Here is a 21,908-nt window from a genome sequence, read left to right as displayed (position 1 = left end):
GGTCTCTCTCCTCAGTGCGCCTGCGCGGGCGCGAAGCGCGCGAACAGGACGTCGTTTTCGATCTCGATGTGTGCCGCCAGGTCGTCGCGGAAGACGCGCAGGCCCTGGCAGAGCGCCTGCCAGCTGGCGCAGGCGCCGGGCGGCGTGATGAAGCCGCCGGCCAGCGCCTCCAGGCGGCGCAGCTCGGCGCCGTGGCCGTCGTGCTCGGCGCGCATCACGGCCATGGGCATGGCCGCCAGCGCGCCCTGGCCGCGCAGGATCAGCGGGAACAGCACCGCCTCCTCCTTGCGCATATGGCTCTCCAGCGCCTGCGCCATGGCCTCCAGGTGGTCGGCCAGGCCCGCCGGGCAGTCCTCGCGGTCGCCGTGCACCTGCTCCACGCGCCGCGCCAGGCGGATCAGCTCGGGCAGCTGCGCGCGGTGCGCCGCGTGGTAGCGGGCCAGGATGTGCGCCACCAGCTCGGCGTCGCTGGCGGTGCGCCAGTCCCCGGCGCGCGGGCGCGGGCGTGGCGGCTCCGGCATGTCCATGATGACCCGCACCGCGGCGTTCATGACTTGCCGGCCTTGTAGACGCCCGGCACGCCGTCGCCCGTCACCTCCAGCACGCCCACCGCGCCCTTGCCGGTGCGCGACAGCGCGTGGTCCACCAGCAGGTAGCTGCCGGGGTGCTCCACCTTCAGCTCGACGATGGTCGCGCCGCCGGGCGCCACCAGCGTGGTCTGCACGTCGGTCTTGACGGTGTTGAGCGCCGCCTCGCTGTACACCTTGTCGAAGATCTCGCCAATGATGTGGAAGGACGCCACCTTGTTCGGCCCGCCCACGCCGAAGTAGATGCGCACCGTCTCGCCCACCTTGGCCTGCAGCTTGTGCGTCTTGGTCAGCGCGCCCACGGCGCCGTTGAACACGTAGTACTCGGGCAGCTCGTTGGCCATCTTGTCCAGGTCGGGCTCCTGGTGCACCTTGGCGCCGATGGGGCGGTGCGTGTACATGTCGCCCTGCATCACGTAGTACTCGCGGTCCACCTTGGCCAGGCCCTGCTCGGGTTCGACCAGGATCATTCCGTACATGCCCGCCGCGATGTGCTGCGGCACCAGCGGCGTGGCGCAGTGGTACACGAACAGGCCCGGGTTCAGCGCCTTGAAGGTGATGGTCTTCTCGGTGCCGGGCGCCACCTGCGTGTGCTCGCCGCCGCCGTGGCCGCCGGTCACCGCGTGCAGGTCGATGGAGTGGATGGCCTTGCTGCCCTTGGCGTTGGCCAGCGTCAGCTCGATGGTGTCGCCCACCCGGGCGCGCAGCATGGGGCCGGGCACCTGGCGGTCGAAGGTCCAGTAGGTGAAGCTGGTGCCGTCGTCCAGCTGGCCGGGCAGCTCCACCGTCTCCATGCGCACCTTCTGCGTCTGCGGCGCGCGCGGGCCGATGGCCGCCGGCACCTTGGCCGGGTCGGCCACCACACTGACGGCGGCCGGGTCGGCACCGCGCTGCGCGACCGGCGCCGGGGTGTACAGCGCCAGCGCCGCGTCGGTGGACGCGCCCGCCGGGCTGGCCGCCACGGCGGCCTTGCCGCTCACGCGCAGCTTGCCCTCCATGCCGATCTGGCGGTGGCCGGGGATCGAGCAGAAATAGGTGAACTCGCCTGGCTTGGCCACCTTGAAGCGCACGCTCTTGCGCCCCGTGCCGGCGCTGAACTTGGGCGAGGCCACGCTCAGCTCGGGGATCACCAGGTCGTGCTCGGCGCCCTCGCCGCTGTCCAGCAGGATCTCCACCGTGTCGCCCACGGCGGCGTTCAGCGTCGGGTTGACCGCGCCCTTGTCGTCCACGTAGACCATCTTGCCGTCGACGATGTTGGTGTGCAGCACGAAGCGCTTGACCGCCGCCTGCGCGGCTGCGGCCGGCGCGCCGCCGCCGCTGGGCTTCTGGGCGGAGGCCGCCGGGGCCAGCGCAAGCAGGCCCAGGGCCAGGACGAGGGGGAGAAGGCGGGGTGTTGTCATGAAGGGCTCCTCTGAATGCCGTGATTGGCATCCTCAGCAACGCAAGGCCCGGGCCAGAAAAAATTCCCCAACCATTCAATGACTTGCAAGATGAATGGTAAAAATGACCGCCACGAAAAATGGTTTCAATGACCATGAAAGGGTATTTGTCACCATGAATGCCGTCGTCGCCCTGCTGCTGGCCGACCTGGCCGCCGACCTGCCGCTGGCCGTGCGCCAGCAGCGGCTGGTGGAGACGCTGCGCTTGCACTTCCGCTGCGGCGCCGTGGCGCTGCTGCGGCTGGACGAGGACGGCGAGCTGCTGCGCCCCGTGGCCGTGGACGGCCTGGTCAGCGACGCGCTGGGCCGCCGCTTCGCCATCAAGGAGCACCCGCGCCTGGCCGCCATCCTGCAGCGGCGCGAGGTCACCTGCTTCCACCACGACAGCGGCCTGCCCGACCCCTACGACGGCCTGGTCATCGAACACCCCGGCGAGCCGCTGCACGTACACGACTGCATGGGCGTGGCGCTGGACCTCGAAGGCCGGCGCTGGGGCGCGCTGACGCTGGACGCGCTCACCGTCGGCACCTTCGACGACGCCGCGCAGCGCGGGCTGGCCCAGCTGCAGCCGCTGGTGGAGGCCGCCGTGCGCGTGTCGCAGCTGGAGGGCGCGCTGCGCGCCGCGCGCCAGGCCGCCGGCGGCGTGCCCGGCACCGCCGCGGCGCGCGACGAGGGCGAGATCGTCGGCCGCAGCGACGCCATGGCCCGCCTGCTGCACGAACTGCAGGTGGTGGCCGACACCGACCTGCCCGTGCTGCTGCTGGGCGAGACCGGCGTGGGCAAGGAACTGTTCGCGCACCGCCTGCACCGCCAGTCGCGCCGCGCCGCCAAGCCGCTGGTCCACGTCAACTGCGCGGCCCTGCCCGAGACGCTGGCCGAGAGCGAACTGTTCGGCCACGTGCGCGGCGCGTTCTCCGGCGCGGTCAGCGACCGGCCCGGCCGCTTCGAGGCCGCCGACGGCGGCACGCTGCTCCTCGACGAAGTGGGCGAACTGCCGCTGACCATCCAGGCCAAGCTGCTGCGCACGCTGCAGAACGGCGAAATCCAGCGCCTGGGCGCCGACCGCCCGCGCAAGGTGGACGTGCGCGTCATCGCCGCCACCAACCGCCACCTGCACGAGCGGGTCGCCGAAGGCAGCTTCCGCGCCGACCTGTACCACCGGCTGTCCGTCTACCCGCTGCCCATCCCGCCGCTGCGCGAGCGCGGCGGCGACGTGCTGCTGCTGGCCGGCCGCTTCCTGGAGCTCAACCGCGCCCGGCTGGGCCTGCGCAGCCTGCGCCTGTCGGCCGAGGCCCAGGCCGCGCTGTGCCGCTACCGCTGGCCCGGCAACGTGCGAGAGCTGGAGCACGTCATCAGCCGCGCCGCGCTCAAGGCCCTGAGCGGCGGCGCGGGGCGCAACGACATCGTCACGCTGGCACCCGGCCTGCTCGACCTGGACGCGCCGCACAGCCCCGCGCCGCCGCCCGCGGCCGCAGCGCTGCCGCCGCCGGACGCGGCCGCCGCCACGCTGCGCGACGCCGTGGACACCTGCCAGCGCCAGGCCATCGCCGACGCGCTGCAGCGCCACCACGGCCGCTGGGCCCAGGCCGCGCGGGCGCTGGACGTGGACCCGAGCAACCTGCACAAGCTGGCGCGGCGCTTGGGGTTGAAGGGTTAACGATGCCCGGGGGCACCTGGTATCGAGGCTGTAATGCCGCCGAGTGCGGAAAGGCTGCGTGCTCGATCCGGCGGCTTGGGAAAATCTCCAGAGGCGGAAGGATGGTGGAGCATCCGCAGATTTTTAGGTTTGCCTAAACGGTAGCGAGGGGCGATTTCAGGGGGGAGGGGATGCTCTGGCTTGTCTTAGCCGACTGCACACCGTAGCATGGGCGTCGTCCAATCCTAGTTAGGCCGCACAAGTGGCACAAATCAGTCTTCGTCTCACGCAGTCAGACTACTCACGAGCTTCGGCGTTTGTCGTCGACAGGCTTCGCCGAGCGGGTGCGATGCCAACGTCGCTCAAGCCTTTGGCGCTGTTGGCTTATGTGCTGTATACCGTTCCATTGTTCGTCATCTTGGTAGCTCCGAACCACCAAGATGAAGCCATCCGTTCGGTGCTCCGCTGGTCTGTACTAGCTCTGTTTATCGTTCCCGCTTTCTTCGTCGTCGGGATCAGCCGCCTTCGCCTTGCGGACGCCAAGGCCTTGGCCAGTTTGGCACCACACGCCGAGGAGCCTCTCACCCTTGAGGCCACGGCTTCCAACCTGACGGTCACTACAACCTCAATGACCGCTGTCTTTCACTGGTCCGCAGTCTCAGTCTTCGTCATTGATGCCGAGTTCGCCGTCCTGCTGGCCACGCGAACTGCTCCCATTCCTGTCACCAAAGTGGGAAGTACCTCAGAAGAGGAGTTCTTCGCCTTCCTTCGCCACGCACAGCAATACAAAGCAGCGAGTGCGGCCTAACCCTTCGCTGGAGGGGACGGCCACCGGCAAGCCGCCTTGGCCGCGAGGCTCTCGCTGTCTATCATCCGCCTCGCGGCCAAGCCGTCTCACCGGCGTCCGCCCCTCAGCTCAAACGTTAGGTGCACGCGGTTTGCCCATGCAAAGTTCAGTGCTAAATCAGGCTCCAGCGCCCGTCCAGCAAGCGCTGGCAGCTATGGTTTTGGTAGTTCAGGGCGCTCGGGTGCTGCGGGCAGCGCTGGCCCCAGCGCTGTGCGCTCAGTCAGCCTCGCGCCTAACTCTGCGCTCAAGCCGACCGCCTACGGCGGCGGCTTACCTTGGCCGTTAGGCTTTCAATGGAGGAACCATGCACAACCGTCTGATTGCAAAAAAGCTATGCAATTTTCTTATCCAAGATGCAGAGGCAAATTTCTCATTTGCAGGAAAGCTTGCTGACGTCACAGGAATTGACTTCCAAGAAAAAACAACCGGATTTGTCTTGGACCAGTTCAAGAAAGCCTACGGTGGATTGTGGGTGGGTGGCACTGCATTTTTGACAGAGAATGATCTGACATTCAAACCAAATTCGCTTAATAAAATGTTCCACAGCGGAGACAATTCGCTTAGTGTTCCGCTTGCGGACATCATATAGGCTGAAGATCAATTCGGATTCTTCACTCGCATTATTCACCTAACCACTGCCAATTCCACCCTCAAGTTGCGCTGCTACGGAGCCAAGGCATTTGTCGCATCCATACAAAAGGCGATTTCCGACGCAAAAGCCTAACAATTCTAGGACTTACGCAAAACGCATCAAAACCGAAGGACTTCGCAGCTCCTGGCGCATCCGCTCGGAAAGCCAACTGGTCTTGATCTGATACATCGAAGAGAGTTTCTCCTTGGCCACCGCCCGCAGCCGCAGCCAAACCAAGATCGCGCAGGCGATGTGGTTTCTCTGCATTCGCGCCTTGCGGCACTGACATTTCTCGACGCCCGTCAGCTGCTTGAGTTCTCGATGAAACTGCTCGATCTTCCAGCGCAGCGCACACGCCTTTTGCGTGCCCTGCGTCGAATCTTGAGCCAGATCGTTCGTCACGATCCAATCCGTGCGGTGGGAAGACACCGTCACCCGGAAGAGCTTCACCTTGTAGTCCCTGGGGAACCCCTTGATCTTGATCAGCTTGCCGCGCTCAGCCTCTTGTGCCGTCCAGCACAAGCCGCTCACTGCCCGGTACGGCGTTTGGCCGGCGCTGTCATCGACCAGCCGGTTGGCCTTGATCGGGCAGTAAAAGCGTTTGCCCAGGCTGTCCACCAGCAGCATCAGCTCCATCGTGGCGTACCAGGTGTCGAACAGCACCCGGGTGAAGGGCAGCGCTTTGTTGCCTGCAGCGCTGACCAACATGTCGCGCACGTGCTCCAGCTTGGTCTTGCCGTCCTGCTCGGGCGCAAACAATCGATAGTCGATGGGCCAATACTCGCCGGTGTCGGGGTTGACGTAGAGGCAGTTCACCAGGCCGATCCCTTTGATGATGCCGTGGGCATTGCCGCTGTACTGCCGGCGAACCAACTCGATCTGGTGCGAATGGCCTTTGTCGAGGATGGTGTCGTCAAACACGATGCATCCCCGGGGGGATGGAACGCTGTCACGCTGCGCATGCTCCCAAACCAAGCTGGCCGACAGCTTGTCGCCTTGCAGGTATCGCTTCACCGCATCGTGGCTGAATCCCTGGCCGTGATCCGCAAAGTTCGTCAAGGTGAAATTGGTCTGGCTGGTCAGGATGAACTGGCAGTAGTCGATTCTTTTGATGGACAATTTGCATGCTGAGGTCGATGCGGCAAATTATCCAACAAATACCCTGCGGGGTCTATTAATTTAAACATTTGCGTAAGTCCTAATGAATTTTGGTAAGGCCGTACTCATCATCTCGGCGGCGGTGGCGGCATGTGCTGCGTTGTGGGCATGGATGCCTGGCGATGCCGAAGAGCATCAGCTTGCGAAAGACAATCCCAATACGGATTTCGCCCCTTCGGAAACCAGGGCGACCACCTCGGCAACAGGCGCTGCGGCGGGCCATGAGGGTGGCAACACAAGCCCAGCCAGCAAGGGCCCACCGTTAGCGGCGGTCAACAGCAAGATGGCTGCCGACTATTTGTCCAGAAAACCTTTGGGCGTGCTCATCCACGAAGCCATCATTTCCAATTCGCAGATCGCCGTGGATTACGGCCGGACCTATTTTTCCCGCTGCATGGCCTCTCAGCATTTCCGGGCCGAGCGACCCCGAGGTCTGGCAACGGTGGACGGCGCTATGCGGACATTTCATGAATGGCCTTGACAGGAACACGGCGACCGCGTTGGCTGCGGCCAGCAAGAAGGTTGATCTGCCGGACCGCCGCGCAACCACCCTCGAGGATCTGGCGCTTGTCGTGAAGAGCGGTGATGGCGAGTTGGTGATTGGGCGGTATGAGAAGCTCCCGGTCAAAGATCGGGGGCAGCTCTTCCGCGATCATGGATTCGACGGGGCGCAACACCAGCTGAAACCCCAGAAATGGCTGGCGCTCATCGACCTCGCGGCGATATCCGCCGTCTGCGGTTCGATGGGCTGCGACAAGGAATACAGGTCGATGTCGTTCTGCGACACCATGGACCTGTGTGGCCGGCAATCATTTGAGGCGCAGGCCGACCGGCTGGCGAAGATGGTGATCGGCTGGTCCGGCGATGAAGAGGCCAGGATCCTGTGGAATTCGTCGCGGGCGGCAATGAATCGCGCCCTCGCCGATCTCGCGGGCCGTTGAATTTCGGGTTGCATTGATCGGCGGCCCGGAACCTGGGTATGCACCCGGCAGCAGCCAAGGGCAAGCGTTCAACTCCACGAACTTCGACAGCATGCGCCGCCGCCGCGGCAGCCGCAGTTGCACGGAGTTTCACGCCGCTTCGCCACGGGCGCAGGCTCGCTTCGCCGCCGATGACGCCAGAACCCCCGATCAGCATGGGCTTATTCATGTTTTGCATGACGCCTGCGGCCTCGCCAGTTACGTCTTGATTACATTGGCGCCGACCATGCCGGCCCCGGGCCCGGTGTGCTTGGGCCAGCGCCGGCCGCGCTGCCCCAAACACATCCCCATGATCGGAGCTTTCCCATGAACCAACCCGTGATGCAGGGCCTGCGCCTGAACCTGCCTGCCTACGTCAAACACCCCCGGCTGATCGCCTGGGTCGCCGAGATCGCGGCACTGACCGAGGCGGCCGACGTCCACTGGTGCGACGGCAGCACAGAGGAATACCAGCGCCTGTGCGGCCAGCTCGTCGCGGCCGGCACCTTCAAGCAGCTCAACCCGGCCAAACGGCCGGGCTGCTACCTGGCCAATTCCGACCCCAGCGACGTGGCCCGCGTCGAGGACCGCACCTTCATCTGCTCCGCGCGCCAGCAGGACGCCGGCCCCACCAACAACTGGATGGCCCCGGCCGAGATGCGCGCGCTGCTGCAGACCGGCGACCAGGCCCTCTTCAAGGGCTGCATGAAGGGCCGCACGCTGTACGTGGTGCCGTTCAGCATGGGCCCGCTGGGCAGCCCCATCGCCCACATCGGCGTGGAGCTGAGCGACAGCCCCTACGTCGCCGTCAACATGCGCACGATGACGCGCATGGGCCGCGCCGTCATCGAGCTGCTGGGCAGCGACGGCGACTTCGTGCCCTGCGTCCACAGCGTCGGCGCGCCGCTGCAGCCCGGCCAGGCGGACGTGCCCTGGCCCTGCAACGCCACCAAGTACATCGTCCACTACCCCGAGACGCGCGAGATCTGGAGCTACGGCTCCGGCTACGGCGGCAATGCGCTGCTGGGCAAGAAGTGCTTCGCGCTGCGCATCGCGTCCACCATGGGCCGCGACCAGGGCTGGCTGGCCGAGCACATGCTGATCCTGGGCGTCACCTCGCCCGAGGGCAGGAAGTACCACGTCGCCGCCGCGTTCCCGAGCGCCTGCGGCAAGACCAACTTCTCGATGCTGGTGCCGCCCGCCGGCTTCGCGGGCTGGCAGGTGACCACCATCGGCGACGACATCGCCTGGATCAAGCCGCAGGCCGACGGCTCGTTGCGCGCGATCAACCCGGAGGCGGGCTATTTCGGCGTCGCGCCGGGCACCAACCTGCTGACCAACCCGAACTGCATGAAGAGCCTGGACCGGGACGTGATCTTCACCAACGTCGCGCTGACCGACGACGGCGACGTCTGGTGGGAGGGCATGGAGAAGGACCAGGGCGACCAGCTGCCCGCCCACCTGATCGACTGGCAGGGCCGGGACTGGACGCCCGAGATCGCCCGGGCCGCCGGCGAGAACGGCAAGCTGCGCCCGGCCGCCCACCCGAACGCCCGCTTCACGGTCGCCGCCACCAACAACCCGGCGCTGGACCCGGCCTGGGACGACCCGGCGGGCGTGAAGATCGACGCCTTCATCTTCGGCGGCCGCCGCTCCACCACCGTGCCGCTGGTGACCGAGGCGCGCGACTGGACCGAAGGCGTCTACATGGCCGCGACCATGGGCTCCGAGACGACCGCCGCGGCGGCCGGCCAGCAGGGCGTCGTGCGCCGCGACCCGTTCGCGATGCTGCCCTTCATGGGCTACAACATGGCCGACTACTTCCAGCACTGGCTGGACCTCGGCGCCCGGCTGCAGGCCCAGGGCGCGACGCTGCCGCGCATCTACTGCGTCAACTGGTTCCGCAAGGGCGCGGACGGCAAGTTCGTCTGGCCCGGCTACGGCGAGAACATGCGCGTACTGAAGTGGATGCTGGACCGCCTCGAAGGCCAGGGCGGCGGCCGCGAACACGCGTTCGGCGTGACGCCGGACTACGCCGACCTGAACTGGACCGGCCTGGACTTCAGCCGCGAGCAGTTCGACACCGTGACCCGCATCGACGCCGCCGAGTGGCAGGCCGAGATGGCGCTGCACGACGCGCTGTTCGCCCAGCTCGCGCAAGGCCTGCCGGCCGCGCTGCCGGCCACCCGGGCGCGCATCGCGGCGCGCCTGGCCGAGGCCGGCTGAGCGCGCCGCATCCCGGCGCACCTCCCGCGCCGGGATAAGCTGGCGCGATGCCTGCCGACAACACTCCCTTCCTCAGCCCCGCGGCGCTCGCGCGCTGCGTCCCGTTCGTCGTCTTCATGGCGCTGCTGGCGCTGCGCGGCCACCTGCCGGACGGTCTGGGGCTGGATGCCCGCTGGGTCTACGGCGCGCAGGCCGCCGTCGTCGCCGGCCTGCTGACCTTCTACTGGCGCGGCTACGGCGAGCTCGCGCGCCAGAACCTGCCCGACGCCCGCGAGACCGGCTGGGCCGTCGCCGTGGGCGCCGTCGTGTTCGCGCTGTGGGTGCAGCTGGACGCGCCGTGGATGCAGCTCGGCGAGGCCACCGCCAGCTTCGTGCCGCTGGACGCCGACGGCCGGCCTGTCTGGCCGCTGATCGCGCTGCGCCTGGCCGGCGCGGCGCTGGTGGTGCCGGTGATGGAGGAGCTGTTCTGGCGCTCGTTCCTGATGCGCTGGATCGAGCACCCCGGCTTCGAGCGCGTGGACCCGCGGCGCGTGGGCCTGCGCGCGATCGCGCTGTCCACCTTCGTCTTCATGCTGGCGCACACGCTGTGGCTGGCCGCCATCGTCGCGGGCCTGGCCTACGCGGGGCTGTACCGCTGGACCGGCAAGCTGTGGACCGCCGTCATCGCCCACGCGGTGACGAACGGGATGCTGGGCCTGTGGGTGGTCTGGACGGGGCGCTGGGAATTCTGGTGAGCTCGCCCTTGCGCTGGCCCAGCCCCGGCCGCTCCAGGTCGCGGAACGCCTCGAACACCCAGGAGCGCAGCCCGATCACCACGCTGTAGGGCCGCTTCTCGGCAGCCGGCAGCTTCTGGTCCAGCAGGTGCTGGCGGGCGAAATCGTCGGCGGCGCGCTGCAGCCGCTCGGCCAGCTCGCGCGCATGGCCGGCGCCGAACTCGCCGTGGACCAGCGTCAGCAGCTCGCCCTCGCCGTCGAAGCCGCCGGCGAAGAAATCGGCCATCACGCGCTCGCGGAAGAACTGCATCACCGGCCCCTGCGGGCGCCAGCGCAGCGTCTTGGCCACCTTGAGCTTGTAGCGGTTGTGCGGCCGCAGCTCGATGACGCCCAGCCGGTCCAGCCTCACCAGCGCCGCCACCGCGTCCGCCTCGCTGAGCCGGTAGCGCGCCAGCACGTCCTCCAGCGTCCACAGGCTCAGGCAGCAGATGGCCACCAGCAGCAGCACCGGCGACGCGACGACGGCGCGCTCCTGCTCCAGGCTCAGCTCGCGCTGCGCGGGCGCCTCGCGCGCCAGCCGCGCGGCCAGCTCGGCGAAGTCCAGCTTCAGCACGCGGCAGATCTCGTCCACGCGCGACAGCGGCATCTCGCCGCCCGGCGCCAGCATGCGCTTGACGCTGGACTCGGACAGCGCCAGCGCCCGCGCCAGTTCGGCATAGCTGATGCCCCGGCCCTTCAGTTCGGCCTTGATCAGGGCCACCAGCGATTGCGTGCTCGACATGGGCGCGAACGGTAGCGCATGCAGGAGGGCGCGCCGCCGGCAGTCGCATCAAACGCTACCGCCCGGCGCTCGCCGCGCGCCCGGCCCGGGTCGCCGTGGGCGCCACCACCGCGATGGCGGAACATCGCGGCCGGCACCCCACGCCATGAACCGGAGTTCCCCATGACCCTGAAGCCCCTGCTGGCCGCGCTCGCGCTGTCCCTGGCCCTGTCGGCGCAGGCGCAGTCCGCGCTGAGCGCGGTCTCGGCCGCGCCCGTCGTGCTGTCCGTGACGGCCGCCAGCGCCACCGGCGCCACGCTCGCCGCCGCGCCCGCGGCCCTGCTGTCGGCCGGCGCGGCGCTGACCGTCGTCAGCGTCGCGGCGGCCGGCGACGCCACCGTCTGGGTGCTGGAGCGCGCGTCGGACGGCGCGCGCCTGAGCCTGCGCACCGCCGGCCGGCTCGCCCAGGGCGCCGCCGTGTCGGCCGGCACGGCGGTGTCGGTGACCGTGATCGGCGCCGGCATCGTGCTGTCCGCGCTCGGCGAGGCCATCGCCTTCCTCCCCAACGAGATCGGCCAGGCCCTGCTCCACAACGAGCAGGTGAGCCGGTGAGGCGCCCGCCGGCAGCGCTCGCGGCAGCCGCGGCGCTCGCGCTGGCCGCCCCGGCCGCGCACGCGGGCCGCCCCTGCGAGGAAAAGCCGCCGACGCTGCGCCAGATCGAGCAGGGCCTGGACCTCGCGCAGGCCACGGCCCGCCAGCTCGACGCGAGCGGCGCGCAGGTCGTGGTGCTGGCCCGCGCCGGGCAGGACCTCTCCCGGTACGGCCTGCAGTGGTCGCACCTGGGCTTCGCCTACAAGGACGGCTCGCAGCAGCCCGCCGTCTGGCGCGTGCTGCACAAGCTCAACCAGTGCGGCACCGACCACGCCGCGCTGTTCCGCCAGGGCCTGGGCGAGTTCTTCCTGGACAACCCGCACCGCTACGACGCCGCCTTCGCGGTGCTGCAGCCCGCGCTGCAGCAGGCGCTGCTGCCGGTGCTGGCCGACAACGCGCGCGCGGCGCGCTTCCACGAGCGGCGCTACAGCATGGTGGCCTACGCCTTCGGCACCCGCTACCAGCAGAGCAACCAGTGGGTGCTGGAGACGCTGGCCGGCGCCGCCGCGCCCGCCGTCGCCAGCCGCCGCGCCGCGCAGGACTGGGCGCGCGCGCAGGGCTACCAGCCCACCGACCTGCGCCTGTCGGCGCTGACGCGGCTGGGCGGCCGCCTGACCCAGGCCAACATCGCCTTCGACGACCACCCGGCCGCGCGCCGCATGACCCGGCACATCGACACCGTCACCGCCGACTCGATGTTCGCCTGGCTGCCGCGCGCCGGCCTCGCGCACCCGCCGCAACCCGTCGCCCAGCCATGACTGAATCCACGGCACCCAAGGGCCCGGCGCCGGGCCGCTCCCAAGCGGGCCCGCATCCCCCCGGGGCATCGGCCGACGTACCCGTCGGACGAGGGGCGCCCCTCCACCCCAACCAGTTCGCGCTGCTGAAGCAGCGCCGCTTCGCGCCGTTCTTCTGGACGCAGTTCCTCGGCGCCGCGAACGACAACGTCTTCAAGTTCGCGCTGACGCTGATGGTGACCTACCAGCTGCAGCTGGCCTGGCTGCCGCCCAGCCTGGCGGGCCTGGTGATCGGCGCGCTGTTCATCCTGCCCTACGTGCTGTTCTCGGCCACCAGCGGCCAGTTGGCCGACAAGCACGACAAGGCGCGGCTGATGCGGCTCGTCAAGAACCTGGAGATCGCCATCATGGCCATCGCGGCCTGGGGCTTGCACGCCGCGAACGTGCCGGCGCTGCTGGCCTGCGTGTTCCTGATGGGCCTGCACTCCACGCTGTTCGGCCCCGTCAAGTACGCCTACCTGCCGCAGCACTTGAGCGAGCGCGAGCTGACCGGCGGCAACGGCATGGTGGAGATGGGCACCTTCGTCGCCATCCTGCTGGGCCAGCTGCTGGGCGGCCTGCTGGTGGATGCGCCCGGCGCCGGCCCGCGGCACGTGGCCTGGGCCGGCCTGGCGCTGGCCGTGCTGGGCCGCGCGGCGGCGCAGGCCCTCCCCGCCAGCCCGTCCACCGACCCCGGCCTGCGGATCAACTGGAACCCCGTCACCGAGACCTGGCGCAACCTCCGGCTCGCGCGCGAGGACCTGGCCGTGTTCCGCTCGCTGCTGGGCATCTCGTGGATGTGGTTCTTCGGCGCGGTGTTCCTCAGCAACTTCCCCGCCTTCGCCAAGGAGGTGCTGCACGGCGGGCCGCAGGTGGCGTCGCTGCTGCTGGCGGTGTTCTCCATCGGCATCGGCGTCGGCTCGCTGCTGTGCGAGATGCTGTCCAAGCGCCACGTCGAGATCGGCCTGGTGCCGCTGGGCGCCATCGGCATGAGCGTGTTCGCCATCGACCTGTACCTCGCCGCCCGCGGCCTGCCGCCCAGCGCGCCCTACGACGTCGGCGCCTTCCTGGCCCGGCCCGCGCACTGGCGCGTGCTGGCCGACCTGGGCGCGCTGGCGCTGTTCGCCGGCCTGTACAGCGTGCCCATGTACGCGCTGATCCAGCTGCGCGCCCAGGCCACGCACCGCGCCCGCATCATCGCGGCCAACAACATCCTGAACGCGCTGTTCATGATCGCCAGCAGCGTCATCGCCGGGGCGCTGCTGGGCACGGGCCTGGACATCCCGCAGGTCTTCCTCGCCGTGGGCCTGGCCAACGCCGTGGTGGGCGCCTGCATCTTCCTCATCGTGCCGGAATACCTGCTGCGCTTCGCCGCCTTCGTGCTGACGCGGCTGGCCTACCGGCTGCGCATCGCGCACGACGAGCGCCTCCCGGCGGCCGGCCCGGCCGTGCTGTTGTGCAACCACGTCAGCTTCGTCGACGCGCTGCTGCTGATGGCCGCCAGCCCGCGCCCCATCCGCTTCCTGATGGACGCGCAGATCTTCCGCACGCCGGTGCTGGGCGGGCTGTTCCGGCTCTCCCAGGCCATCCCGATCGCGCCGGCCCGGGACGACCCGGCCACCGACGAAGCCGCCTTCGCCGCCGCCCGCGCCGTGCTGGCCGACGGCGGGATGGTCTGCATCTTCCCGGAGGGCCGCATCACGCGCGACGGCCGGCTGCAGCCCTTCAAAGGCGGCGTCATGAAGCTCATCGACGGCCTGCCCGACGTGCCTGTCATCCCGATGGCGCTGGGCAAGCTGTGGGGCAGCGACTTCTCGCACGTGGAAGGCGGCCGGGCGATGGCCAGGCCGCCGCGGCGCGGGCTCTGGAGCCGGATGAGCCTGACCGTGGGGCTGCCGCTCCAGGCCGCCCAGGTGTCGCCGGAACGGCTCAGGGCGGAGGTCGCACAGCTGCTGGGCTGACCGGGCGTGCCGTCCCTCAACGGGGGAAGGCGGCCTGATGCTCGCGGCAGTACTGCAAGCCGCCGAACCGCCGGGATTGCCCCCAGCAGAACTTGCCTTCGGCAAAGCTGATGCGCGCACCGCATCGAGCGCAGATCAGCTTCTTGGCCGGTTCGGCCCCATTTTCAGGCACCTGGACAGCCGGCACGGCCGGTGCTGGCGCGGGCACCCGGACCGGCGCAGGGGCCACCGGCGCATGCACCCGTGGCCGCATGAACTCCGGCAACGCCAGCAAGTCGCTCGGCCGATGCTGGCGGGCGATCTTCTCGCCCCATTCGCGCACGGTGTCCTGCCCGTGCAGATTGAACACGCCGGCCAAGGCCGCCAAGGGAGACAAGTCGTTCACCCAGCGGGTTCTCCACTCGGGAAACTGGTCCGCCTTGATCACATGGCTCGTGTCGTAACGCTTGGGGTCGGGCCGCTGGATGATGGCCTTGGGGTGCAACATCACCACGTGGTGGAACTTGGGCTCGGTGCCGATGCGGCCGCCAATCCCCAGGTGCTCCAGCAACTTGGCCAGTACGCGCGCATGCCGCTGGCTCTGGGCCAGCGGAGAGGGGATGCCGAAGCGCTTGCCGCTTTCGTACTCGACGGTGAACTCGCCCGCCTCGTTGATCAGCACATTGCCGGCGTAGCACTTCGTCTCCACGAGGAAGATGTCCAGCATCCGGCCGACGATCAGATGGTCGATCTGCGCCACGTCATCGCCGACGACGATGCGCAGGTCATGCAGCACCGCGTTATTGCGCCCGTCGCGCAGCACGCTGTCGATATGGAAGGCCGCATCGCGCTCGCCTTCGATGCCCCGCTTGACGTTCCAGTACTCGTCCTTGAGCCAGGCGCGCTGGCGGGCGTCCAGCACCGGAGACGCCTGCAAGTCCTCCAGCAGCTTCAGTCGCTTGGTCTTGTCATCGGCCTGCTTGATCAGCACGGTTTCCGTCCTTGGAGTCGTTCTAGGCCGCCGGAGGCGGGTGGCGGCGCAGCAGCCGCCTCACCCGCAGTTTGACCGCCCGCGCCATGCGCCACACCGCGCTGGCGCGCACCCAGGCCAGCAGTTCGGCCTTCCAGCACGTCCAGCGCGCGTAGAGGCGGGCGAACCAGGGCAGTTGCAGCAGCGCCGGCTGCAGCAGCTGGAACAGCCAGGCCAGCAGCGCCGTGCCGACGAGCTTGGCCGCGACGACGACGGCCAGGCCCAGCGCGACGCGGCCGGTCGCCACCAGGCCCACGGCCAGCAGCTTGACCGGCACGATCAGCAGGCTGGGCAGCACCAGCGCCACCAGCGCCCAGCGCGGCGGCAGGCGTGCGAGCCGCGCCTCCAGCCGCCGGATGAGCGGCAGCCGCGCCAGCCGCGCGAACCCGCGCCGCAGCGGCTCCCAGCCCCATTCCTCGAACAGGATGAGCAGCGCCAGGGCGGCGCGGACCAGCCAGCGCAGCGGGGCGAGCCAGGCCTTGACCATCAGGACATGCCCTCAGCCTCTCCCGGCGCCAGCCAGGCCCGCAGCCGGGCCAGCACGGCCGGATCGGTCTGCAGGCCGAGGTGGCCGAGGCCGGGGAAGCAGGCAGTGTCGGTGAAGCGCAAACGCCGCGCCGGGTCCCGGTGCTGGCCGAGCGCGCTGGCCACGGGCACGAGGCCGTCGCCCAGCCAGCGCGCCGGCGGGCCGGCGGGCGCGCGCGCGGTGGTGGCCGCGACGGCATGGCAGGCCACGCCGTCGGGCAGCGGGATGCGGCTGGCCCGGCCGGCGTCGGCCTCGATCAGGCTGCCGTGGCGCAGGTCGCGGATGCCGGCGCTGCGCCGCGCGGCCAGGGCCGCCAGCGGGCGCGAGTAGGCGCTGAGGGCCAGCAGCTGCTGCAGTTGCTGGCCGCCCCGCTCCAGCGGCGCGCCCAGGTGCGGCGTGCCCAGCGTGACGAGCCGGCGCAGGCGCCGCGGCCAGTGCAGCCCCTCGCGCTGCGCATGCCAGAGGGCGCTGCGCGCGACCAGGCCGCCCATGCTGTGGCCGAGCAGCACCAGCGGGCCGGGCAGGTCGTCGAGCAGCCCGGCGAGCTCGGCGCCGTTGCGCCAGACCGCGCGGCCGCTGTTGTAGCGCAGGCCCCAGGGCCGGTAGCCCAGGCCCGCGAGCGCGGCAGGGAAGTCGGCGCCCTCGCGGCGCCACTGCGCCTCGTTCATGCACAGGCCGTGCAGGAGCACCAGCGGCGGGCCGGCGGCGCCGTCCACCAGCGGGTGCAGGCCCATGGGCGTGGCCAGCGGGTTGGCCGTGTCGTCCAGGTAGTCCCCCAGCACGCCGTTGAGCGCGGCCACGAGCGCGTTCGCCGGCTCGGGGCCGGCCGGCGCCGCCAGCGGGGCGAGGGCGCCCAGCGCGGCGTCCAGCCCGCCGCCCACCAGCCCCGCCACGCCGCGCACGCTGCGGTACACCAGCCCGGCGACGCCCCCGGTGCGCGGGCGCGGCGCCGCCAGCGGCAGCCGCGCGATCCCGGCATGCAGGGCCTCGACCAGGTCGGCGACACCGGTGGTGGCGTCCACCGCCAGGCGGCTGGCGCCGCGCATCTGCCGGACGAGCGGGCCGGGCGGCTTCATCGGCCCTGCAGCCGGACCCGGCAGCGCAGCCCCGCCGGCAGCTCGCCCCGGGCGTTGGGGATCTCGGCGACGATGCCGAAGGTGCCGGCGGCGGCGTCCACCACGCGGTCCACGGTGCGCACCCGGGCCTGGATGGGCCGGTCGGCGAACGGCGCCTCGGGCGTGACGCTGACCGTCTGCCCCACCCGGACCTGCGTGAACGCCTTCACCGGCAGCAGCGCCTGCACCTTCAGCGGGTGGGTCTGCGCGATCTTCAGCACCGGCTTCTTGGTGTCGCTGCTGTCCATCAGCGCGCCGGGGTAGAGGTACTGGTCCACCACCACGCCGCTGAACGGCGCCAGGATCTGGCGGCGGCGCAGCTGGTCGACGGCCTGGCGGTGGTCGAGGCGGGCGATCTGGTGGTTCTCCGCGGCGGTCCGCAGCTCGGCCTCGGCGAGCTTCAGCTCGGCCTGCGCGTCCTCGACCGCCTGCGCCGAGACGAATTCCTCGGCCAGCAGGTCCTGCAGCCGGCGCGCCTTCTCGCGCAGCGCGTCCACCTTGGCCTGCGCCAGCTGGGCCTGCCCCTGGGCGTCGGCGCGCGCCCGGGCCGAGTCGGCCGCGCTGGCCTCCACGCTGCTTTCGATGCTGACCAGCACCTGGCCCTGCCGGATGGCCTCGCCGCGGCGCGCGTGCACGCGCTCGAGGATGCCCACGACGGGACTGCGGATCTCCACCGTCTGCGCGGGCTCGATCATGCAGTCGTACTCCTGCGCGGCGGCGGGCAGGCAGAGCAGTGCGAGGAGGAAAGTCGTGGGCTTCATGTCGTGGAACCGGCGATGCCGATGATGCGATGCAATTCGCGGTCTTGGCGCAGGGTTTGTTTTCGGGCTTGCCAGGCGCGGCGTTCAGCGTCGCGTTGCGCCAGGCGCACGGCCAGCGGCAGGCCCCGGCCGCGCGCGAGCGCGGCGCGCAGCGGCGCGGGCAGGGTCTTGAACAGCGGGTCGTCGGCCGCGACCATCGCGCGCACGCTGCCCACCTGGCCCTGGCGGCCGCTGCGGCCGAACAGCTGGCGGTCCACGCGCGGGGACTCGTGGTATTCGGTCAGGATGACGTGCAGCCCGCCCGCGGCCAGGGCCGCCGGGTCGGGCTTGATGTCGGTGCCGCGGCCGGCCATGTTGGTGGCCACCGTGATGCGGCCCGACGCGCCGGCGCGGCCGACGATGGCGGCCTCCTCGGCGTCCTGCCGCGCGTTCAGCACGGTGGCCTCGGCACCGCGCGCCAGCAGCGCCGCCATCGCGGCCTCGCTGGCCTCGACGCTGCGCGTGCCCACCAGCACGGCCTGGCCGCGCGCGGCGGCGGCGATGGCCTCGCCGGCCACGGCCCGCCACTTGGCGGCGGCGTCGGCGAAGCAGGCGGCGGGCAGCTCGCGGCGCTGCACGGGCCGGTGGGTCGGCAGCCGGCGCACGCGCAGCCGGTAGGTGGACCACAGCTCCGTGGCCGCCTCGGCGGCCGTGCCGGTCAGGCCCGCGAGCAGGTAGTAGCGGCGGAAGAAGCGCTGGAAGGTCATGCGCGCCAGCGTGTCCCGGCCCTTCGTCAGCGGCACGCCCTCCTTGGTCTCGATGAGCTGGTGCAGGCCCTGCTCCCAGCTGCGGTCGGCCATCACGCGGCCGGTGCTCTCGTCGACGATCTGCACCTTCAGGCCCTCCTCGGGCTTCTCGCCGGGCGCGAGGATGTAGTGCTGGTCGCGCTGGTACAGGTGCAGCGCCGTCAGCGCCTGGCGCAGCACCTGCTCGCGCCAGGCGCGCGCGCGCCAGACGGGGCGCACGTCGCCGGGCAGCGGCGGGCAGGCGTCCACGGCGGCGGGCAGCAGCTCGATCTCGCGCCGCCCGTCGGCGCGCCGGAAGTGCTCGCCCTCGCGCAGCGCCCGCGCGCCGGCCATGGCCCAGGCGAGCAGCGCGGGCTCGTGCAGGCCCTCGGCCTCCTGCGAGATGATCATCGGCGTGCGGGCCTCGTCGATGAGCACGCTGTCGGCCTCGTCGACGATGGCGACGTGCAGCGCCGGGATCAGCGGCTCGGCGGCGTCGCCGCGCACGAAGCCGCGCAGCCCCGCGACGCGCGCCGGCAGCAGGCCGTGGCCGGCGAGGCGGTCCTTCAGGTAGTCGAACACCAGCTCCTTGCCGCTGACGTAGCAGATGGCGTGGCGGTAGGCGGCGCGGCGCTCGTCGGGCGCCATGCCGCCCTTGACGAAGCCGCCGTCGAGGCCGAAGAACGCGAACAGCGCCTGCATCTCGCCGCAGTCGCGCTCGGCCAGGTAGTCGTTGGTGCTGACCACGTGCACGCGCGCGCCGCTGGCGGCCATCACGGTGGCGGCGAGCGCGGCGACCAGCGTCTTGCCCTCGCCGGTGCGCATCTCGGCCAGCCGCCCGGTGATCAGGAGGCGCGCACCGGCGAACTGCACCGCGTGCGGCCACAGGCCCAGCGTGCGCCGCGCGCCCTCGCCCACCGCGCCCAGCGCCTGCGCGAGCGCGGCGGGGTCGGCCGCGTCGGCGCGCAGCGCGGCCATCGCGGCCCGCAGCAGCCCGCGCACGCCGTCGTCCGCGGCGTCGCGCAGCGGCAGCGCGGCGATGGCGGCCTGCAGCGCGGCGATGCGCCGGGCCGGCTCGGCGCGCACCGGCAGCCAGCCGGCCGCGTCGCGCAGCCAGCGCTCCAGCCTGGCGCCGCCCTCGGCGCCGCGCTCGTCGCGCAGCGTGTCGGCGCGGCGGAACTCGGGGCCGGCCAGCGCGCGCAGCCAGCGCAGGTCGGCAGTGGCGGCGGCGTCAGACATTGAGGCGGGCCAGGAAGGCCTGGCGCAGCCGCAGCAGCCACTGCACGGCCAGCGGCGTGGCGCCCAGGTCGAAACGCACCCAGACCTTGTCGCCGAACACGGCGCCGGGCGCGGGCCGGGCGAGCTGCAGCTCGAGGTCGAAGACGCGGCGCAGGCTGTGCCGGCCGCCTTCCCGGGCCGGGTCCACGCCGATCTCGCCGCCGGCCAGCGAGCCCAGCGCGGCCGACACCAGCTCGAAACCGCCGCCCGGCACCTCGCGGCGCACCTGCGCGTCGCGCACCGCATGCGGCCACTGCAGCAGCCGCACCTGGACGGCGCGCGCGCGGTGCTTGACGAGGTCGGCGTCCTCCTGCGTGACGGCCACGCGCACCCGGTCGGCCGGGCCGGCGACGAGGTAGCCCAGCAGCTCGCCGCGCTTGACCGCGCGGCCGGCCAGCTCGGTGGGGGCATCGGGCACCCAGCGGCCGGCGACGGCGGCCGCCACGTCCAGCGCGGCCACGCGGGCGCGGGCCTCTGCGTAGCGCGCCTGGCGCGCGGCCAGCTCGCTGCGCAGCGGCTGGGCCCGGGCCGGCTCGGCCACCTCGGCGCGGCGCAGGCTGGCCTCGGCCTGCGCCAGCGCGGCGGCGGCCTGGGTCAGCTCGGCCTGCAGCGGCAGGTTGTCGATCCGCAGGATCGCGCCGCCGCGCGCCACGGCGCTGCCGGGCGGCGCGTGGACGGCGCTGATCTGCCCGGCCGCGTCGGCGCGCACCAGCGCCTCGTCGGGCAGCCAGACCACGCCCTGGTGCACCGAGTAGAACGGCAGCGGCAGCAGGCCCAGGACGGCCAGCGCGCCGGCCGCCATCAGCAGCGCGCGCCGCTTGGCCGCGGCGCGGCGGCGCGCCAGCGAGCCGCCCTCGTCCAGGTGCTTCCAGGCCTTCCACAGCGGCATCGCCAGCGCCTGCCACGCCGCCATGACGGCCATGACCACGCCCAGCAGCAGGTACTCGCCGGCGACGAACCAGATCAGCCCGATCATGACGAGGAAGCGGTAGACCGGCGCGACGGCGCCGTAGAGCGCGAGGATCCGGCGCTCGCCGCGCGAGGCTGCCAGCGGCGGCTCGGCGTCCTTCGCACCGAACAGGAAGCGGTCGCTCAGGTAGACCCAGTAGGCCTGGGCGCGCTGCGCGAGGTTGGGCAGCTCCAGCAGGTCGGTGGCGATGAAGTAGCCGTCGTAGCGCATCAGCGGGTTGCCGTTGACCAGCAGCGTGGACACGCCGGCGATGAGGATGACGTTGTAGGCCACCGCCGTGATCCAGCCCGGCTCGGCCGCCAGCCACACGTACAGCGCCACGGCGCCCAGCGCCAGCTCGGCCATGATGCCGGCCGCCGCCACCTGCGCGCGCGCCCACTTGGACGGGAAGCGGTACGACGAGGTGGCGTCCACGTAGGGCACCGGCGCGAAGACGATGAACAGCAGCCCGATCTCGCGCACCGTGCCGCCGCGCGCCTTCACGGCCAGGCCGTGCGCCCATTCATGCGCGGCCTTGACGGCGGGGTAGACGAACCACAGCAGCACCAGGTTGCCGGCGGACAGCACGCGGTCGGACAGGTTCTCGGTCAGCGCCTGCCAGTGCTGCGCGCCGAGCACCGCCGCAGGCACGACCAGCGCCAGCCACAGCAGCAGCGCCGGCAGGCTGGACAGCGCCCGCGCCAGGCCGGCCTGCCGGTCGAACCAGGCATCGGGGTGGAGCAGCGGCAGCCGCAGGCTCATCAGGTTCAGCCAGTTCTGCTTGATCTTGGCCTTGCGCTGGCGCTGGAAGCGCTCCAGCACCTCGCCGGCATCGGGCGACACCTGGGTCTGCAGCAGGTCGTTGGCGTGCAGCGCGGACACCAGCTGCACCAGCTCGTGCTGCGAGATGCTGCCGCCGCCGTCGCCGGCCGCCGCGCAGGCGGCGTCCCACACCTGGTCCAGCGTGCGGCGGCCGTCGCACAGCGACAGCACCTGCCAGACCTCGGGCGTCATGCGGTGGAAGCGCTGGCTGACCGGGTCGGACAGCAGCACCCAGGCGCGGCCGCGCAGGCGGCGGTGCAGCGGCTCCACGCCGTCGCGCAGGCGCGGCCGCAGGTGCCGCAGCGCATGCCAGTGCTCGGACAGCAGCGCCTGCATGGGG

The 21,908-nt window shown here is 71.1% G+C and carries 20 protein-coding genes; 10 read left to right on the top strand and 10 right to left on the bottom strand.

Translation table 11 applies throughout. The features are described 5' to 3' along the window. Positions 1 to 11 precede the first annotated feature (11 nt). Positions 12 to 551 (bottom strand): hemerythrin domain-containing protein, encoded by a 540-nt coding sequence (locus QM788_RS06620; protein ID WP_415660688.1) that lies wholly within the window; start codon positions 549 to 551, stop codon positions 12 to 14. Continuing rightward, the gene (gene nirK, locus QM788_RS06615; protein WP_415660687.1) at positions 548 to 1,987 is read right to left on the bottom strand and encodes a copper-containing nitrite reductase; all 1,440 of its coding nucleotides are present in this window, start codon (positions 1,985 to 1,987) and stop codon (positions 548 to 550) included. The genes QM788_RS06620 and nirK overlap by 4 nt, the downstream gene beginning before the upstream one ends. Before the next feature lie 154 nt (positions 1,988 to 2,141). Between nirK and norR the strand changes: the two genes are divergently transcribed. The 3 genes from norR to QM788_RS06600 all read left to right on the top strand — a co-directional run bounded on the left by norR (position 2,142) and on the right by QM788_RS06600 (position 5,098). Then, positions 2,142 to 3,683: a nitric oxide reductase transcriptional regulator NorR gene (norR, locus tag QM788_RS06610; RefSeq protein WP_415660686.1), complete on the top strand. Its 1,542-nt coding sequence runs from the start codon at positions 2,142 to 2,144 to the stop codon at positions 3,681 to 3,683. 328 nt (positions 3,684 to 4,011) lie between these two features. Then, the gene (locus tag QM788_RS06605; RefSeq protein WP_415149095.1) at positions 4,012 to 4,470 is read left to right on the top strand and encodes a hypothetical protein; all 459 of its coding nucleotides are present in this window, start codon (positions 4,012 to 4,014) and stop codon (positions 4,468 to 4,470) included. 343 nt (positions 4,471 to 4,813) lie between these two features. Next, on the top strand, positions 4,814 to 5,098 hold the full coding sequence (locus QM788_RS06600; protein ID WP_415660685.1) for a hypothetical protein: 285 nt from the start codon (positions 4,814 to 4,816) through the stop codon (positions 5,096 to 5,098). A gap of 147 nt (positions 5,099 to 5,245) precedes the next feature. Here QM788_RS06600 and QM788_RS06595 read toward each other — a convergent pair whose 3' ends face one another. Then, positions 5,246 to 6,259 carry a transposase gene (locus QM788_RS06595; protein WP_415660684.1) on the bottom strand — a complete coding sequence of 338 codons (1,014 nt, stop codon included), beginning with the start codon at positions 6,257 to 6,259 and terminating at the stop codon, positions 5,246 to 5,248. An 82-nt stretch (positions 6,260 to 6,341) separates the two neighbouring features. Between QM788_RS06595 and QM788_RS06590 the strand changes: the two genes are divergently transcribed. From QM788_RS06590 to QM788_RS06575, 4 genes are all read left to right on the top strand, one after another. Beyond that, positions 6,342 to 6,779 carry a hypothetical protein gene (locus tag QM788_RS06590; RefSeq protein ID WP_415660683.1) on the top strand — a complete coding sequence of 146 codons (438 nt, stop codon included), beginning with the start codon at positions 6,342 to 6,344 and terminating at the stop codon, positions 6,777 to 6,779. Continuing rightward, positions 6,766 to 7,239: a hypothetical protein gene (locus QM788_RS06585; protein ID WP_415660682.1), complete on the top strand. Its 474-nt coding sequence runs from the start codon at positions 6,766 to 6,768 to the stop codon at positions 7,237 to 7,239. The genes QM788_RS06590 and QM788_RS06585 overlap by 14 nt, the downstream gene beginning before the upstream one ends. Before the next feature lie 345 nt (positions 7,240 to 7,584). Beyond that, entirely contained in the window at positions 7,585 to 9,483 is a 1,899-nt protein-coding gene (locus QM788_RS06580) for a phosphoenolpyruvate carboxykinase (GTP) (RefSeq protein WP_415660681.1), read from the top strand. A gap of 47 nt (positions 9,484 to 9,530) precedes the next feature. Beyond that, positions 9,531 to 10,217, top strand: coding sequence for a CAAX prenyl protease-related protein (locus QM788_RS06575; protein WP_415660680.1), 687 nt, complete (start codon positions 9,531 to 9,533; stop codon positions 10,215 to 10,217). Here QM788_RS06575 and QM788_RS06570 read toward each other — a convergent pair. After that, entirely contained in the window at positions 10,144 to 10,977 is an 834-nt protein-coding gene (locus tag QM788_RS06570) for a helix-turn-helix domain-containing protein (protein WP_415660679.1), read from the bottom strand. The two genes, QM788_RS06575 and QM788_RS06570, sit on opposite strands and share 74 nt — an antisense overlap. Positions 10,978 to 11,139: 162 nt before the next feature. Here QM788_RS06570 and QM788_RS06565 point away from each other — a divergent pair, with 162 nt between their 5' ends. Genes QM788_RS06565 through QM788_RS06555 form a run of 3 tightly spaced genes read left to right on the top strand, consistent with a single transcriptional unit; the run spans position 11,140 to position 14,344 of the window. Then, a complete protein-coding gene (locus tag QM788_RS06565) occupies positions 11,140 to 11,568 on the top strand; it encodes a hypothetical protein (protein ID WP_415660678.1) in 429 nt (142 codons plus the stop codon). After that, positions 11,565 to 12,365: a DUF2145 domain-containing protein gene (locus QM788_RS06560; protein ID WP_415660677.1), complete on the top strand. Its 801-nt coding sequence runs from the start codon at positions 11,565 to 11,567 to the stop codon at positions 12,363 to 12,365. Before QM788_RS06565 ends, QM788_RS06560 begins: the two co-directional genes overlap by 4 nt. Then, positions 12,362 to 14,344 carry an MFS transporter gene (locus QM788_RS06555; RefSeq protein ID WP_415660676.1) on the top strand — a complete coding sequence of 661 codons (1,983 nt, stop codon included), beginning with the start codon at positions 12,362 to 12,364 and terminating at the stop codon, positions 14,342 to 14,344. Before QM788_RS06560 ends, QM788_RS06555 begins: the two co-directional genes overlap by 4 nt. A gap of 16 nt (positions 14,345 to 14,360) precedes the next feature. On the opposite strand, the gene QM788_RS06550 is transcribed toward QM788_RS06555, so the two are convergent. Genes QM788_RS06550 through QM788_RS06525 form a run of 6 tightly spaced genes read right to left on the bottom strand, consistent with a single transcriptional unit; the run spans position 14,361 to position 21,904 of the window. Then, a complete protein-coding gene (locus QM788_RS06550; RefSeq protein WP_415660675.1) occupies positions 14,361 to 15,314 on the bottom strand; it encodes a nuclease-related domain-containing protein in 954 nt (317 codons plus the stop codon). Between the two features lie 22 nt (positions 15,315 to 15,336). Next, positions 15,337 to 15,840: a hypothetical protein gene (locus tag QM788_RS06545; RefSeq protein WP_415660674.1), complete on the bottom strand. Its 504-nt coding sequence runs from the start codon at positions 15,838 to 15,840 to the stop codon at positions 15,337 to 15,339. Beyond that, entirely contained in the window at positions 15,840 to 16,955 is a 1,116-nt protein-coding gene (locus tag QM788_RS06540; RefSeq protein ID WP_415660673.1) for an esterase/lipase family protein, read from the bottom strand. The genes QM788_RS06545 and QM788_RS06540 overlap by 1 nt, the downstream gene beginning before the upstream one ends. Beyond that, the gene (locus QM788_RS06535; RefSeq protein WP_415660672.1) at positions 16,952 to 17,755 is read right to left on the bottom strand and encodes an efflux RND transporter periplasmic adaptor subunit; all 804 of its coding nucleotides are present in this window, start codon (positions 17,753 to 17,755) and stop codon (positions 16,952 to 16,954) included. Before QM788_RS06535 ends, QM788_RS06540 begins: the two co-directional genes overlap by 4 nt. Further along, positions 17,752 to 19,758: a hypothetical protein gene (locus tag QM788_RS06530; RefSeq protein WP_415660671.1), complete on the bottom strand. Its 2,007-nt coding sequence runs from the start codon at positions 19,756 to 19,758 to the stop codon at positions 17,752 to 17,754. Before QM788_RS06530 ends, QM788_RS06535 begins: the two co-directional genes overlap by 4 nt. Continuing rightward, positions 19,751 to 21,904 carry a hypothetical protein gene (locus QM788_RS06525; RefSeq protein ID WP_415660670.1) on the bottom strand — a complete coding sequence of 718 codons (2,154 nt, stop codon included), beginning with the start codon at positions 21,902 to 21,904 and terminating at the stop codon, positions 19,751 to 19,753. Before QM788_RS06525 ends, QM788_RS06530 begins: the two co-directional genes overlap by 8 nt. Between the last annotated feature and the right edge of the window lie 4 nt (positions 21,905 to 21,908).

The sequence above is a fragment of the Roseateles sp. genome (assembly GCF_047654785.1).
Taxonomy (GTDB): domain Bacteria; phylum Pseudomonadota; class Gammaproteobacteria; order Burkholderiales; family Burkholderiaceae_C; genus Pelomonas.
The sequence above is the reverse complement of the archived record's forward strand: the minus strand, read 5'-3'. Positions and strand labels throughout refer to the sequence as shown.